This is a genomic window from Bradyrhizobium sp. CCGUVB1N3 (genome assembly GCF_024199925.1).
Classification (GTDB): domain Bacteria; phylum Pseudomonadota; class Alphaproteobacteria; order Rhizobiales; family Xanthobacteraceae; genus Bradyrhizobium.
On the sequence record NZ_JANADR010000001.1, the window covers coordinates 5,125,894 to 5,141,830 of the forward strand.

The window sequence follows — 15,937 nt, forward strand, 5'->3', positions numbered from 1 at the left end:
ACCTGAAGGCGCGTGCGATCTATCTCGTGACGTATCGATTCAAGAGTCGGCATGATGAGTATTTCTTATGCTCAGAACCAATAGATCGAAGCGCAACCTCAATGTAGTGGCGGTTTTGGAGCCAGGCCGCTATGCTGCCTCGCTATGCCCCAGGCGCGCATTGAGCTTGCGGATCAGTTCCTCGGCCGCGTCCGCGATCACGGTACCCGGCGGGAAGATCGCTTCGGCGCCCGCCGCATAAAGCGCGTCATAGTCTTGCGGCGGCACCACGCCGCCGACGATGATCATGATGTCGTCGCGGCCCTGCTTCTTCAACGCGGCCTTCAGCTCCGGCACCGCGGTGAGATGGGCGGCAGCGAGCGAGGAGACGCCGAGAATGTGAACGTCGTTCTCGACGGCCTGTCGTGCGGCTTCGTCGGCGGTCGCAAACAGCGGCCCGATATCGACGTCGAAGCCGATATCGGCAAACGCGGACGCAATTACTTTCTGGCCGCGGTCGTGGCCATCCTGGCCGATCTTGGCGATGAGGATGCGCGGGCGGCGGCCTTCGGCCTCCTCGAACGCGTCGATCAGCGCCTGAACCTTCTCGACCTGGTTGCCCATGCTGGATGCTTCCCGCTTGTAGACGCCGGTGATGGATTTGATCTCGGCGCGGTGCCGGCCGAACACCTTTTCCATCGCGTCCGAAATTTCGCCGACGGTGGCCTTCGCGCGCGCCGCGTCGATCGCGAGCGCGAGCAGATTGCCATTGCCTTCGCCGGCCGAACGCGTCAGTGCGGCGAGTGCGGCATCGACCTCCGTCTGGTTGCGCTCGGACTTCAGCCGCGTCAGCTTGTCGATCTGAAGCCGGCGGACATTGGTGTTGTCGACCTTGAGGATGTCGATGGCGGCTTCATCCGTCGGCTTGTACTTGTTGACGCCGATCACCGCCTGCTTGCCGGCATCGATGCGCGCCTGGGTCTTGGCCGAGGCCTCCTCAATGCGCAGCTTGGGCACGCCGGCTTCGATCGCCTTGGCCATGCCGCCGAGCTCCTCGACCTCCTGGATGTGGCTCCAGGCCTTCGCGGCGAGATCGCGCGTGAGCCGCTCGACATAATACGAGCCGCCCCAGGGGTCGATGATGCGGGTGGTGCCGCTCTCCTGCTGCAGGAAGAGCTGGGTGTTGCGGGCAATGCGCGCCGAGAAATCGGTCGGCAGTGCCAGCGCCTCGTCGAGCGCGTTGGTGTGCAGCGACTGGGTATGGCCTTGCGTCGCGGCCATCGCCTCCACCGTCGTGCGCATCACATTGTTGAACACGTCCTGCGCGGTCAGCGACCAGCCGGAAGTCTGGCTATGCGTGCGAAGCGACAGCGAGCGCGGGTCTTTCGGGTTGAACGGCTTCAAGAGCTCCGCCCAGAGCAGCCGCGCGGCGCGCAGCTTGGCGACTTCCATGAAGAAGTTCATGCCGATCGCCCAGAAGAACGACAGGCGCGGCGCGAAGCGGTCGACATCCAGGCCTGCGGCGAGACCGGCGCGAAGATATTCGACGCCGTCGGCGAGCGTATAGGCCAGCTCGAGGTCCTGCGTCGCGCCGGCCTCCTGCATGTGATAGCCGGAGATCGAGATCGAGTTGTATTTCGGCATTTTTTGCGAGGTGTACGCAAAAATGTCCGAGATGATCCGCATCGAGGGCGCAGGCGGATAGATGTAGGTGTTGCGCACCATGAACTCTTTCAGAATGTCGTTCTGAATGGTGCCCGACAGCTTTTCCGGCGGAACGCCCTGTTCCTCGGCGGCCGCGACGTACAGTGCGAGGATCGGCAGCACGGCGCCGTTCATGGTCATGGACACGCTCATCTGGTCGAGCGGAATCCCTGCAAACAGCGTGCGCATGTCGTAGATGGAATCGATGGCCACGCCGGCCATGCCGACATCGCCGCCGACGCGCGGATGATCCGAGTCATAGCCACGATGGGTGGCGAGGTCGAAGGCGACCGAGAGGCCCTTCTGTCCGGCCGCGAGATTGCGGCGGTAGAACGCGTTGGAATCCTCCGCCGTGGAGAAGCCGGCATATTGCCTGACCGTCCAGGGCTGGTTGACATACATGGTCGGATAGGGGCCGCGCAGGAACGGTGCGATGCCCGGATAGGTGTCGAGGAAATCGAGCCCTGCAAGATCGGCTTCGCTGTAAGCACTCTTCACCGGAATGCCCTCGGGCGTTAGCCACGGCTCGGCGCGACCCGCGGATGCGGGGCTTGCGACCTTCTCGAACGCAACATCACCGAAATTGGGAATACGGGTCATCGTTTCGTCCATATCGCCGTTGAGCGCACGAGGCGCAGAATCTTGCCTTATACCTGTTCTGTCCGCTGATAGACGCCCTGCAGTGTTGCGAGCGCATCAGTGCCGGCAAAGATGAAGCCGGCGACGCCGGCCGCACGCAGTGCCGTCTCCGCTTCGGCTGGGCGGCCTGCCAGATAGGTGTGTCGGCTGCCGGCCACTTGTAACGCCTTAGCTGCGGCTTCCGCCTGGTCGGCATAGACCTTGTCACTGGAACAGAGGCAGGCAATCGTGGCGCCCGACACCTTGAACGCAGCCGCAAGCTCAGCCGGATCGGTAAAGCCGTTACTGTCGACAGCCATAATGCCGCCGGCCTCGAAGAAGCTCTTGGCAAAGGTGGCGCGCGCCGTGAAATCGGCGGGCGTGCCGAGATTGGCGAGGAACACGCTCGGCCGTGCGCCGTGCGCTTTGAGGGCCGCATCCGATTTGTCGCGCAGCGCCTCAAACGGTTGCGCGAGCCGGATCGGCGGCAGTGCATCGAACTTGTATTTCTGCTCGCCGTAAGGCGGAAGCGCGACCGGCGTTGCCTTCAGCACCGCCGTTTCGCTCTCATGCAGGTTCGGAAACTCGCTGGCGCCGGTCAGCACGTCACGACGCTTGGCGATGTTGGCGTCGCGCGCCTTTCGCGCAGCCGCCACCTTGCTCTGGAACAGGCCCTGCTGAAGCGCGGCGAAGGCGCCGCCGGCTTTCTCGCTCTCCTGGAACAGCGCCCAGGCTGCGTCGCAGAGCTGCGCCGTCAGTGTCTCGATGCCGCCTGCGCCGGCCGCGGGATCGCTGACCCTGGCGAGATTGCTTTCTTCCAGCAGCAGGAGTTGCGTGTTACGCGCCACGCGCCGCGCGAACGGATCGGGCAGGCCGAGCGCCAGCGTATGCGGCAGCACGGTGATCGCGTTGGCACCGGCAAGTCCCGCCGCGAAGGTCGCGATGGTCGCGCGCAGCATGTTCACGTAAGGGTCGCGCTGCGTCAGCATACGCCAGGCCGTATCGGCGGCGATGAACAGCGGCTTCGGCGTCAGCCCGCACGCCGTTTCGATGCGCGCCCAGAGCAGCCGCAGTGCGCGGAATTTCGCCATGGTCAGGAATTGGTCGGCGTCGGCGGAAAGCCGCGCATAGACCATGCCCTGCGCAGCTTCCAGCGGAACGCCGGAGCTTTCGATCGCGCGCAGATAAGCGACGCCGCAGGCCAGCACGAAGGCAAGCTCCTGCACCTCGGAGCCGCCGGCATCGTGGATCACGCGTCCGTCGGCGGATGCGAACGGCCCCTTGAAGCCGAGCGCCGCGAGGCCCTTGATGGCGCCAGTGACGGCGGGAACGATCTCGTCCCATGTGAAGGGGCTGTGGCCCCACACGGCACCGGCCGCGAGCGGATCGAGCCCGAAGCGGATGTTGCAGGCCGCAGGTGAGAGGCCGTTGCTCTTCACATATTCCGCGACATGGGTCGCGGCCATCCGCGATTGCGGTCCGATCTGAAGTTCGATGCCGATGCCAGCATCGAGATGGACGTCCTTCAAGACCTTGGCAACGGCTTCAGCCGAAGGTTCCAGACCAAAGCCGTGGGCACCGGCGCCGCCGGCGAACACCAGCGCGAGCCCCGTCGCGCCGTTCTCCAGATCCTGCAAGGCCTGCGCATTTGCGGCCGCCGCGTCGGGATGGTCGATCCGTTGCATGATCTGCCACGGCGCCGCCGCGGCCCGTCCGACCACGGGCGAAACGCCCTTGGCGCGCGGATAAAGCGGTTCGATCTTGAGGCCGTCATAGGTCTTGCCGACCAGCTTCTCGAACGGCGCGCCCTTCAGCACGCCGTCGACCAGCTTGCGCCAGTCCTCGACGGTCGCCTTGGGAAAATCCGCCGCCAGCGGCAGGTCATCCGGCGTCACGGTCTGGGCCCCCTTTCACATCGGCGCAAAATTCCGGCTCGGGTCTGCACGGCATAGACAATCCCCCTACGAAAATTGACCTACTGGCAATTCTTCCAGGAGCCCATGATCGCCGCGAGCGACAGTTCTTCTGGGTCGCGGGCCATTGAGGGTGTCCTCGAGAACCGCGGCGCCGGAGCAGGCTGTAGAATTCCATGGCGCAAAAGAAAGACCTCCCGCGAAACCATGTGCTCGTGGCGCGAGGCTTCCGTCATCGTCAAGACCGGAGCGAAGCAAATGTCGGTCCCTTCCATGATCTTGCACCACTCCTCGCGCGTCTTGCTCTTGAAAACTGCCGCAAGTCTTTGCTTCAGCTTTGGCCAGGCTGCGGCATCCATCTGAGCATCGAAGTCAGGATCAAGCAGGCCTGCATGCTGTCGCAACAGCGCGTAGAATTGCGGCTCGATGGATCCAATCGAAACAAAATTGCCGCAAGCGCATTCGAAGACACCATAGAAATGCGCCCCTCCGTCCAGCATGTTTTGCTCGCGGCCTTCCACCCAGTCCCCAGTAGCGCTCATGTCGAAGAACATGGTCATCAACGAGGCTGCTCCGTCGCACATTGCGGCGTCCACGACTTGTCCCCGCCCCGACGTCTTCGCTTCCATCAGCGCCGCAAGAACTCCGACGATGAGATAGAGGGCACCTCCGCCGAAATCACCGACCAGATTGAGTGGCGGGATCGGCCTTTCGCGTGTACCGATTGCGGCGAGCGCGCCCGTGATCGAAATGTAGTTGATGTCGTGACCCGCTGCGTTCGCGAGGGGACCATGTTGACCCCAACCGGTCATCCGCCCGTACACAATTCGAGGATTGCGGTTGAGAATAACGTCGGGACCTAGCCCGAGGCGCTCCATCACGCCCGGACGGAAGCCCTCGATCAGGACGTCCGCCGTACCGAGAAGCTCGATGACATCGCCTTTGCTCTTGTCATCCTTCAGGTCGACATCGACCCACTTGCGACCACGCGCCGCAATTCCCTTCAAATTCCTGGCAGCACCGACACGGTCAAGGGTCACAACCTCGGCGCCCATGTCTGCCAGCATCATGCAAGCGAAGGGGCCGGGACCGATGCCGGCGAATTCTACGATACGAACGCCGGCAAGAGGGCCGTTTGCTCCGACCGTCTGCGAGCCCGAAGCAGCTACCATGTGGGATCTCCCATCTGATTTTCTTGATCGTCGGTTGCTCGTTTAGAGAATGCGCTATCCGAACTCCAGGATCAGCGCGTCCACCGCGAGCGTCGCGCCGGCGCTGGCGTGAATCTTCTTCACGGTGCCGTCCTGCTCGGCGCGCAGCACGTTCTGCATCTTCATGGCTTCGACCACCGCGAGCGTCTCGCCGGCCTTGACCTCCTGCCCCTCGGTCACCGCGATCGAGACGATGAGGCCGGGCATCGGACACAGCAGCTTCTTGCCGGTGTCGGCGGCCGTGGTCACCGGCATCAGCTTCGCCGACGCGGCTTCCGCTTCGGTCCAGACGTAGACCGGCACCTCGACGCCCTGATGCGCGAGGCGGATGCCGTTGGCGATCGGGCGCGTCTGCACCGCGACGAACTGTCCATCGATCGTGCCCTGCCAGACCGGATCACCCGGCTTCCATGCGGACTGCAGCAGATGCGCATTGCCGGCGTTGCCTTCGGCATCGACGAAACGAACGGCGATCGCCTCACGCTCGCGGGCGATCTCGAGCAGGATCTCTTGACGGTCGAGCCAGACCGCGCGGCGGCGCTCACGCTGCACGACGCGGCCACCCATCTGGCCGGAGATCTGCCGCTTGCGCTCACCCAGTACGTGATCGATGGCAGCGCCGATCGCGGCGATGCGCCGGGCGACCTCGCCGTCGGGCACGCGCACCGCAAAGCCCTTGGGGAATTCTTCGGCGATGAAGCCGGTGGACAGGTTGCCTTCGCGCCAGCGCGGATGATGCATCAGCGCCGACAGGAACGGGATGTTGTGCCTGATGCCGTCGACATAGAACGAGTCGAGCGCGGTCGCCTGCGCCTCGATCGCCGCGGCGCGCGAGGGCGCGTGCGTAACGAGCTTGGCGATCATCGGATCGTAATGGATCGAGATCTCGCCGCCCTCCTGCACGCCGGTGTCGTTGCGCACCGTGATGCCGTCCTTGCTCACCTCGGCCGGCGGACGATATTTCACCAGGCGCCCGATCGAGGGCAGGAAGTTGCGGAACGGGTCTTCGGCATAGAGACGCGATTCCACGGCCCAGCCGGTCAGCGTGACGTCCTTCTGCGCCAGCGCGAGCTTCTCGCCGGCGGCCACGCGGATCATCTGCTCGACGAGATCGACGCCGGTGACGAGCTCGGTGACGGGATGCTCGACCTGCAGGCGCGTGTTCATCTCCAGGAAGTAGAAGCTCTTGTCTTGCCCTGCGACGAATTCGACGGTGCCGGCGGAATCGTAATTCACGGCCTTGGCCAGCGCGACGGCCTGCTCGCCCATCTTGCGGCGGGTGGCCTCGTCGAGCAGCGGCGACGGCGCCTCCTCGATGACCTTCTGGTTGCGGCGCTGGATCGAGCACTCGCGTTCGCCGAGATAGATCACGTTGCCGTGCTTGTCGCCCAGCACCTGGATCTCGATGTGGCGGGGATCGACGATGAACTTTTCGACAAAGACGCGGTCGTCGCCGAACGAGGCCTTGGCCTCGGCCTTGGCGAGATTGAAACCTTCCGCGACCTCGGCCTTGGAATGCGCGATGCGCATGCCCTTGCCGCCGCCGCCGGCGGAGGCCTTGATCATGACGGGGTAGCCGATCTCATCGGCGATCTTCACCGCGTGCTTGTCGTCCTCGATGACGCCGAGATGGCCCGGCACGGTCGAGACCTTGGCCTTGGCGGCCGCCTTCTTGGATTCGATCTTGTCGCCCATCGCCGCGATCGCGCCCGGGTTCGGGCCGATGAAGACGATGCCGGCGGCTTCCAGCGCGCGCGGGAACGCCTCGCGCTCGGACAGGAAGCCGTAGCCGGGATGCACGGCCTCGGCGCCGGTCTTGCGGCAGGCCTCGACGATCTTCTCGATCACCAGATAGCTTTCGGCCGCCGCGGGCGGCCCGATCAGCACGGCCTCGTCGGCCATCTCGACATGGAGGGCGTCGCGGTCGGCCTCGGAATAGACCGCAACCGTCTCAATTCCCATCTTGCGAGCGGTCTTGATGACCCGGCAAGCGATTTCGCCGCGATTGGCGATCAGGATTTTTTTGAACACAGCTATCTCACAACGGCAGATTGTCGTGCTTCTTCGCAGGCATTTCCGTCTTCTTGTCCTTCAGCATCGCCAGCGCCCGGGCGATGCGCTTGCGGGTCGAGTGCGGCATGATGACGTCGTCGATGTAGCCGCGCTCGGCCGCGATGAAAGGCGACAGGAAGCGGTCTTCGTATTCCTTGTTGCGCGCGGCGATCTTGTCGGGGTCGCCGATGTCGCTGCGGAAGATGATCTCGACCGCACCCTTGGCGCCCATGACAGCGATCTGGGCGGTCGGCCAGGCGTAGTTCATGTCGGCGCCGATCTCCTTGGAGGCCATGACGTCGAAAGCGCCGCCATAGGCCTTGCGGGTGATGATGGTGACCAGCGGCACGGTGCACTGTGAGTAGGCGAACAACAGCTTTGCGCCGTGCTTGATCAGGCCGCCATATTCCTGCGCGGTACCCGGCAGGAAGCCCGGCACGTCCACGAAGGTGACGATCGGGATGTTGAAGGCGTCGCAGAAGCGGACGAAGCGCGCGGCCTTGCGCGATGCGTCGCTGTCGAGCACGCCGGCCAGCACCATCGGCTGGTTGGCGACGAAGCCGACGGTGCGGCCGGCGATGCGGCCAAAGCCCGTGACGATGTTCTTGGCGAACATGTCGGCGATCTCGAAGAAATCGCCCTCGTCCACGACCTTCAGGATCAGCTCCTTCATGTCGTAGGGCTTGTTCGGATTGTCGGGGATCAGCGTGTCCAAGGACATGTCGACGCGGCCGATGTCGTCGAAGCTCGGCCATTCCGGCACGCCGTCGGTGTTGTTGGACGGCAGGAAGTCGATCAGGCGCCGCATCTGCAGCAGCGTCTCGACGTCGTTCTCGAAGGCGCCGTCCGCGATCGAGGAGCGCGTGGCGTGCACCGAGGCGCCGCCGAGCTCTTCGGCCGTGACGACCTCGTTGGTGACGGTCTTCACCACGTCCGGGCCGGTGACGAACATGTAGCTGGTGTTCTTCACCATGAAGATGAAGTCGGTCATCGCAGGCGAATAGACGTCGCCGCCGGCGCAGGGGCCCATGATGACGGAGATCTGCGGGATCACGCCGGAGGCCAGCACGTTGCGGCGGAACACGTAGGAATAACCGGCGAGCGCGGCAACGCCCTCCTGGATGCGGGCGCCACCCGCGTCATAGAGGCCGATGATGGGCGCCCTCGCCTTCATCGCCATGTCCTGCAGCTTTGTGATCTTCAGCGCATGGGTCTCGGACAGCGAGCCGCCGAACACGGTGAAGTCCTTGGCAAAGACAAAAGTCTTGCGGCCGTTGACGGTGCCCCAGCCGGTGACGACGCCGTCGCCGGGGATCTTGTTCTTCTCCATGCCGAACTCGGTGGAGCGATGCTCGACGAACATGTCGAACTCCTCGAACGATCCCTTGTCGAGCAAGAGCTCGATGCGCTCGCGCGCGGTCAGCTTGCCGCGGGCGTGCTGGGCCTCGATGCGCTTCTCCCCGCCGCCGAGCTTGGCGCCGGCGCGACGAGCCTCGAGCATTTCGATCACTTCAAGCATCGGCTTGGCCTCGCCCGTTGTTCGTCCAACCTCGTGAGAAGTGGAATGCGAGGGCGACTGCAGTCACTTTCAGCAAGTCAGCGATGATGAATGGAAAGAAGCCGAGCCGAAGCAGTGGTGCATCGAACCCGATGACGATCCCAAGCCATAGGAGACCCGAAACATAAATAGTTGCCAGGAAGACCCCGGCGCTCGCTACGATCGACAGGAATGAGCCATTCCGATCACGCTCAGCGAGGTAACCAGCCAACAGCGCTGCCGGGAGACAAGCGAGCAGGTAGCCACCCGTCGGTCCCAGAATGTAGGCGAGACCGATGCCCTTTTCGGGAGAGCCGGCAAAGACAGGAAGCCCTGCAATGCCCTCGAAAAGATAGGCGAGTACGGCAAGACTGCCTCGGATCGGACCGAGGTTAGGCTGATGCCGAAGACCACGAAGGTCTGCATGGTCATTGGCACCGGAAAGAACGGGACCTGAACCTTCGCTGAGACGGCAATGAGCAGCGAAGCGCTTACGATCATCGCCAAGTCGAAGCTAATGCGGCGCGGTGCGCTGCGGAGCACGCCAGGATTGTAAATGATCATCATGAGCTCGATTGGAGAACGGAGCGGTCTCCGTACGAGGCAAAGCGCCTCCGCGAAAGGCTTGAAGAGGCACAGCTGCACATGATACAAATTTGCAAAACGCAAATTGCGAAGCTGCAAAAAAATGTCGACTGGCAAGCTCTATATCGGACGAAGGGTTCGCGAGGTCCGCGAAGCGGCGAAGCTTACCCAGACAGCGTTCGCGGAAAGATTAGGTATTTCAGTCAGTTATATAAATCAGATCGAGAACAACCAGCGATCGGTCTCGGCATCGGTTTTGGTTCTTCTGGCCGAGCGATTTGGGATAGACCTGAGTTCCATATCGACGAACGACGGCGATCGGCTCATCGCAATACTATCGGAAGCATTGGCCGATCCCGTCTTCTCCCCCCACTCCCCCAGCCTCCAGGAGCTGAAGCTCGTCGTTCAGAACGCACCTAGCTTTGCGCAGGCGCTGCTCAGTTGCCATCAGGCCTACCGGCGCAATAGCGAACAACTCGCAAGCCTGGATGACCACATCGGCGGCTGGAGCACCGAACCGACCCCCTATGAGGAGGTTCGCGACTTCTTTCACTTCACCGACAACTATGTTCACGATCTCGACGTCTCAGCCGAGAGTCTGGCGCTTGAGCTCGACATCGCCAACAGCGACGCAAACGCAGCGCTCGCGAAGCACTTGGAGAACCAACACGGCGTGCTGATCCGGAGAACGGATCCTGGCGATAGCTTCTTGAGGCGCTTCGACCCTACATCACGAATCCTCTTCTTGAGCCCATATCTGCCTGCCGCGACACGCAGCTTTCAAATGGCGCTTCAGATCGCTGCGCTTGAGCAGGAAGACCAGATCGAAAAAATTGCGAAACGTGCCGAGTTTCGCACTGCTGACGCGCGCGAGGTGTGCAAGGCTGGCCTGCGGAATTATTATGCGGGAGCGCTGATCCTGCCGTATCAGCCATTCCTCACAACTGCGAAAGAGTTGCGCCATGACCTTGACCTGATCGCTGCCCGCTTCGGTGCGAGCATGGAGCAGGTTGCCCACCGGCTCTCCACGCTACAACGGCCGGGTCACAAGGGCGTGCCGGTTTTTTTCGCGCGTGTCGACCGCGCCGGAAATATCACAAAGCGCCATAGCGCGGCGAAATTGCAGTTCGCGCGCTACGGCGCAGCGTGCCCACTATGGAATGTGCATCAGGCGTTCGAGTCACCGAGCCGCATCATTCGGCAGCTCGCCGAAACACCGGACGGCGTGCGCTTTCTCTGCATTGCGACCGAACTCGCTAAGGGCCACGGTGGGTTCGGAACACTGCGGCCGCGCTACGCGATCGCCCTTGGATGTGAAATCTCCTACGCACGAGATTTCGTGTATGCCGATGGACTCGATCTGACGAGCAAAGGCGCTTACGATCCGATCGGAATCTCTTGCCGCATCTGCGAACGTGCGGATTGCGCGCAGCGCGCGGTTCCTCCATTGAAAAGCAGGTTGACCGTCCACCGCAATCGGCGAAACGTTTTGCCATATGAGATTTCCTAGGTCCCGAGTACCGGCCGCTGACCTCTGCGTGAGACTCGAAGCGAGACCTAGAGGCGTCAATTCGGGTTGGCGTTTGACAGGCCTGCGAGAACGTTGGGAACGGAGCGAACTTTCTCGCGCGTAGGACAATCCTGACCGCCCGGATCACGCCGGACACACCCGCTTGCCGCGGCCATGCTGGGCCTCGATGCGCTTCTCGCCGCCGCCGAGCTTGGCTCCGGCGCGCCGAACTTCGAGCTTGTCGATTGCGGCAATCATCAGCCGCACCTTCACGTTAGGAGCGAGTTGAGAACACACATACGGGGAGCGTGGGCTTGACCAAAAGTCCAACTTTAGTAACATGACGTCAGTGTCATAATTTTTACTGCTGTAAAATATCGGCAATTAATTGATATTGCTTGATAAATTTACAGACAGAAGAAGCTTTGATGCCGAAATCAACGGTGACAATGGCGCCGCTTTGAGAGAGCTGCGGGACGTCTAGGCGTCCAAACGATCAAGCAAGAACGAGACAGGAGGAACGCTGAATATGCGTGGTTTGATATTTTTTGCCGTCGCCGCTGGCATCACAATCGGTTCGCAGGAAGCATTGGCCCAGAAGCAGTACGGCCCGGGCGCGAGCGACACCGAGATCAAGATTGGAAATATCCTGCCCTACAGCGGGCCCGCTTCCGCCTACGCCATCGTGGGAAAGATCGCTTCTGCCTACGTGACGATGATTAACGAAAAGGGCGGAATCCACGGACGGAAGATCAATTGGATCTCGTATGACGACGCCTACAGCCCGCCGAAAACGGTCGAGCAGGCCCGCAAGCTGGTTGAAAGCGACGAAGTCCTATTCCTCTACCAGACGCTCGGTGTTCCGCCGAATCTTGCCATCATGAAGTACATGAACCAGAAGAAGGTGCCGCAGCTCATGCTCGCCACCGGGGGCACGAGGTTCGGCGAGGATCCGAAAGCGTTTCCGTGGACGATGCCCTTCAATGCATCCTATCAATCGGAAGGTCGGATCTATGCAAAATGGGTTCTGAAGGAACATCCCGCCGCGAAGGTGGCCGTCCTCGTTGCCAACGACGAGTACGGCAAGGACATTTACAAAGGCGTCAAGGATGGGCTCGGCGACAAGACCTCGATGATCGTCGCTGAGGCGACCTACGACTTTAGCGACCCCACGATCGATTCGCAGATCGTCAAGCTGAAGGCGTCAGGAGCAGATTTGCTTCTGAATCTGAGCCAACCCAAGTTTGCCGCGATGGCGATCCGGAAGATGGGCGAGCTGGATTGGAAGCCTGTCCATATCCTCAACAACGTTTCGAGCTCAGTAGGAGCGGTGATCAAACCGGCCGGCTTCAGCTACGCGCAAGGCATCATCAGCGCAGGTTATTACAAAGACCCGACGGACCCGCGTTGGAAAGGGGACCCTGGCATTCAGGAATGCGAACGCTTCTTGCAGAAGTACGCACCTGATGCAGACCGCAATAGCAGCCTCGTCACCTACTCCTATGCAGCTCTTCAAACACTCCAATATATTCTCGAGCAGGCGGGGGACAATCTGACCCGGGAGAACATCATGAAGGTCTCAGAAAGCCTGAATGGTTTCGCACCCTCGACTTTGCTCCCCGGAATCACTCTCAACACGTCGCCTACCGATCATTTCCCGATCGAACAGATGCAGTTGATGAAATTTGAAGGAGACAATTGGGTCACTTTTGGTCCGATCATCGAAGGCAAGTTGTCCAACTAGGAGCACCCGAGCCGCACGGATTTAGAAGTCCGTGCGGCTTCCGTTCTCAGACGGCTACAATGTGCGATCGAAGGAGGGAAGGTGGACTCGTCGAAGCAACTGGCACGGTTTCAGGATCGCCTAGCCTTACCGTTGATCGCAGCTCCGATGTTTCTCGTCTCGGGCATCGAACTCGTCGTGGCCGCGAGCCGAAACGGGGTAATAGGATCATTCCCGACGGTGAATTGCCGCAGCGCCGACGAGCTCGATCATTGGCTAACTACGATCAACGAACGCCTGCACCGCTACGACTCCGAAACCGAGAGACGCCATGCGCCAGTCTGTCCGAACCTGATCGTACACAAATCCAATGCCCGCCTGTCAGAGGATCTGCAGGTTGTCCTTAAACACAAGGCAGAGATGGTCATCACCTCGGTCGGATCCCCGACCCCCGTGCTTCGACCGCTTCAGGAGTCCGGCGTCATGGTTCTTGCTGACGTGGCGTCCATTCGGCACGCAGAACGAGCAGTAGAGGCAGGCGTCGACGGTCTCGTGCTGTTGACGGCAGGGGCTGGCGGCCAGACCGGCTGGCTCAATCCATTCGCGTTCGTCCGTGCGGTCCGCACGTTTTTCGACGGTGTGATCGTGCTCGCTGGCGGCATTAGCGACGGTGTCGCTCTGCGAGCGGCGCAGGCACTCGGCTGTGATCTCGCTTACATGGGAACGAAGTGCATCGCGACTCGCGAGAGCATGGCTGATCAGAGACACAAGCAGATGCTCGTAGAGAGTTCTGCGGACGATGTCCTTCTGACTACCGCGTTCACGGGATTGCAGACCAACATGCTGAGGCCGTCGATCGAGGCAGCGGGCCTCGAACCGGACAACCTGCCGCCGCACGGTTCGATCGAAATCGGTCACGACATCGACATCGCCGCGCGGGAAGCTCGACCCAAGAGGTGGCGGGACATCTGGAGCGGCGGGCATTCAACTTCCGGAGTCAGAAATATCCTGTCCGTTGATGATTTGATCGCGCAGACCATCACGGAATTCCGCAGCGCCGTCCAGGCGCGATGATCCGCGCCCCTAAGACTTCGCCCAGCTTCCTTGGATGAGCAGGGCCAGAAAAGAAACAACCAAGACGAGGTGGAAACATGTCACTCCACGCTTTCCCTGCGGTTTGCGAGCAAACCCTGCGGGCGCTCGCACGCTACCCCTCCCGAACAGCCTTTAGCTGGCCGGAGGGGACCCTAAGCTATCGAGGCGCTTTCGACCTGATTGGACGCATGCAGAGCGTCTTTATGCAGATGAATCTGCCTCCAGGATCGCGCGTCGCACTCCTGACCGCCAACCGGGCAGACATGTGGTGCGCGAGCGTCGCGGCGCAGCTCGCCAGGTTCGGCATCACTTGGCTGCACCCGCTCGGCTCCCTTCAAGATCAACTCTTTCAGCTTGAGGACTCAGAGTCCGCGATGCTGATAGTCGACGCGGCTGCGTTCCACGATCGAGGCGGCGAGCTCGCGGCGAGCGCTGCCGGGCTGAAAGCAGTGTTTACCCTAGGTCGCGCTCAATACGGTACCGATCTGCTGAAGACCATCGAAGCCGTCGGACACGTAACCCCGCGCAGCTTCGCCGAACCCGACGACATCGCAATTCTCAACTATACGGGCGGGACCACAGGGAGATCGAAGGGAGCGCTTCGATACCACCGCCAATATGGCGGATTCGCCGGCGCAATCCTGGCCGACTTCGAGATTCCGGAGGCAGCTCGGTATCTTGCCGTCGCCCCGATCAGCCATGTCGCAGGAACCAAGGTGCTTCCGACCTTGATGACTGGCGGAACCATTCACATGCTGAAGGGCTTCGATCCGGAAGCGGTGCTCCACACAATACAGCGCGAGCGCATCAATTTCACACTCTTCGTACCGACAATGATTTACATGCTACTCGATCATCCGTCGCTCTCAAGGACCGACCTCTCGTCACTCGAACTAGTCTTGTACGGTGCATCGGCGATGTCGACGAGCCGCTTGGTCGAGGGGATCGAGCGAATCGGACAGGTATTCTCTCAGCTCTACGGCCAGACAGAGTGCTATCCGGTTTCGGTGCTGCGCAAAGCCGACCACGATCCGAAGACGCCCGAATTGTTCCTTTCTTGCGGCTTCCCGATATCGGTATGCGACGTAAAAATTCTCGACGACGACGATCAAGAAGTGGAAACGGGCGAAGCCGGCGAGATCTGCGTTCGTGCACCGCACGTGATGGCGGAATACTGGAAGCAGCCCGACATCACAGCCGAAACGTTGAAGAACGGCTGGCTGCATACCGGCGACATCGCCCGTAAGGACGAGCGTGGCTACATGTTCATCCTTGATCGCAAGAAGGACATGATCGTTTCCGGTGGCTTCAACATCTTCCCGCGCGAGATTGAAGACGTTTTGTCGGAGCATTCCGAAGTCGCGATGGTCGCAGTGGTGGGCATTCCCGACGAAAAGTGGGGAGAGGCCGTCACCGCCATCATCGTTCCGCGCGAAGGCTCGAACCCTAATCCGGACGAGTTGATCAACTTGGTCAAATCACGCAAAGGCTCTGCTCATGCGCCGAAACAAGTCCAGTTTGTCCAACACTTGCCGATGACCGGGGTCGGAAAGGTCGACAAGAAGGTTCTACGAGCGAACTTCTGGACAGGACACGACCGCATGGTCGGATAGGTCACCCACAGCATCAGGGCTTCAGCAGTGTACGTTTGACGCGTTGGCCCGCGATCGACTGCTGGGAGACGCCAGCGACCGATGGTCTCCCTGATCGCGGATAGGACCCCCTTCTCGTCTCCGAAGCCGAGTGGACTGAAGCGGTACGGCGCGCCGGCCACTGCGAATTCTGTACCGGTCTCAACGTTGCGCCGCAGGGGAGGAAACTCGCCCCGCGGCTTCAACGCTTCTCCAGAGATATGATTCAAAGCCAGACCTAGCTAGAGGCCTCAATTCGGGTTGGCGCCAGAGGCGTGCGAGAACGTCCGGGGGCGGCGCGGACTTTCTCGCGCGTGGGCCACTCTTGGGCCGTCGGGATCATGCCGGGTGCGGCGGCACACGACTAAACAGCGGGCGG

At 61.5% G+C, this 15,937-nt stretch carries 10 protein-coding genes; 4 read left to right on the forward strand and 6 right to left on the reverse strand.

The genetic code is table 11. From position 1 onward, the window contains the following. Positions 1-129 precede the first annotated feature (129 nt). From scpA to NLM33_RS49700, 6 genes are all read right to left on the reverse strand, one after another. The gene (scpA, locus tag NLM33_RS24495; RefSeq protein ID WP_254099579.1) at positions 130-2,283 is read right to left on the reverse strand and encodes a methylmalonyl-CoA mutase; all 2,154 of its coding nucleotides are present in this window, start codon (positions 2,281-2,283) and stop codon (positions 130-132) included. Positions 2,284-2,330: 47 nt separating this feature from the next. Beyond that, positions 2,331-4,196, reverse strand: coding sequence for a methylmalonyl-CoA mutase family protein (locus tag NLM33_RS24500; protein ID WP_254099581.1), 1,866 nt, complete (start codon positions 4,194-4,196; stop codon positions 2,331-2,333). Between the two features lie 80 nt (positions 4,197-4,276). Then, complete coding sequence (locus NLM33_RS24505) at positions 4,277-5,386, reverse strand: CaiB/BaiF CoA-transferase family protein (RefSeq protein WP_254099583.1); 1,110 nt, start codon at positions 5,384-5,386, stop codon at positions 4,277-4,279. 54 nt (positions 5,387-5,440) lie between these two features. Beyond that, the gene (locus NLM33_RS24510; RefSeq protein ID WP_254099585.1) at positions 5,441-7,456 is read right to left on the reverse strand and encodes an acetyl/propionyl/methylcrotonyl-CoA carboxylase subunit alpha; all 2,016 of its coding nucleotides are present in this window, start codon (positions 7,454-7,456) and stop codon (positions 5,441-5,443) included. Positions 7,457-7,463: 7 nt separating this feature from the next. After that, positions 7,464-8,996, reverse strand: a complete 1,533-nt coding sequence (locus NLM33_RS24515; RefSeq protein WP_254099587.1) for an acyl-CoA carboxylase subunit beta — start codon at positions 8,994-8,996, stop codon at positions 7,464-7,466. Further along, positions 8,989-9,396 carry a biotin transporter BioY gene (locus tag NLM33_RS49700; RefSeq protein ID WP_371930132.1) on the reverse strand — a complete coding sequence of 136 codons (408 nt, stop codon included), beginning with the start codon at positions 9,394-9,396 and terminating at the stop codon, positions 8,989-8,991. The genes NLM33_RS24515 and NLM33_RS49700 overlap by 8 nt, the downstream gene beginning before the upstream one ends. A 306-nt stretch (positions 9,397-9,702) precedes the next feature. Between NLM33_RS49700 and NLM33_RS24520 the strand changes: the two genes are divergently transcribed. The 4 genes from NLM33_RS24520 to NLM33_RS24535 all read left to right on the forward strand — a co-directional run bounded on the left by NLM33_RS24520 (position 9,703) and on the right by NLM33_RS24535 (position 15,540). Then, the gene (locus NLM33_RS24520) at positions 9,703-11,109 is read left to right on the forward strand and encodes a short-chain fatty acyl-CoA regulator family protein (RefSeq protein WP_254099591.1); all 1,407 of its coding nucleotides are present in this window, start codon (positions 9,703-9,705) and stop codon (positions 11,107-11,109) included. A gap of 529 nt (positions 11,110-11,638) precedes the next feature. Continuing rightward, on the forward strand, positions 11,639-12,853 hold the full coding sequence (locus tag NLM33_RS24525; RefSeq protein ID WP_254099593.1) for an ABC transporter substrate-binding protein: 1,215 nt from the start codon (positions 11,639-11,641) through the stop codon (positions 12,851-12,853). A gap of 81 nt (positions 12,854-12,934) precedes the next feature. Next, positions 12,935-13,906 carry a nitronate monooxygenase family protein gene (locus NLM33_RS24530; protein WP_254099595.1) on the forward strand — a complete coding sequence of 324 codons (972 nt, stop codon included), beginning with the start codon at positions 12,935-12,937 and terminating at the stop codon, positions 13,904-13,906. Between the two features lie 77 nt (positions 13,907-13,983). Next, positions 13,984-15,540, forward strand: a complete 1,557-nt coding sequence (locus NLM33_RS24535) for an AMP-binding protein (protein WP_254099597.1) — start codon at positions 13,984-13,986, stop codon at positions 15,538-15,540. Positions 15,541-15,937: the final 397 nt, after the last annotated feature.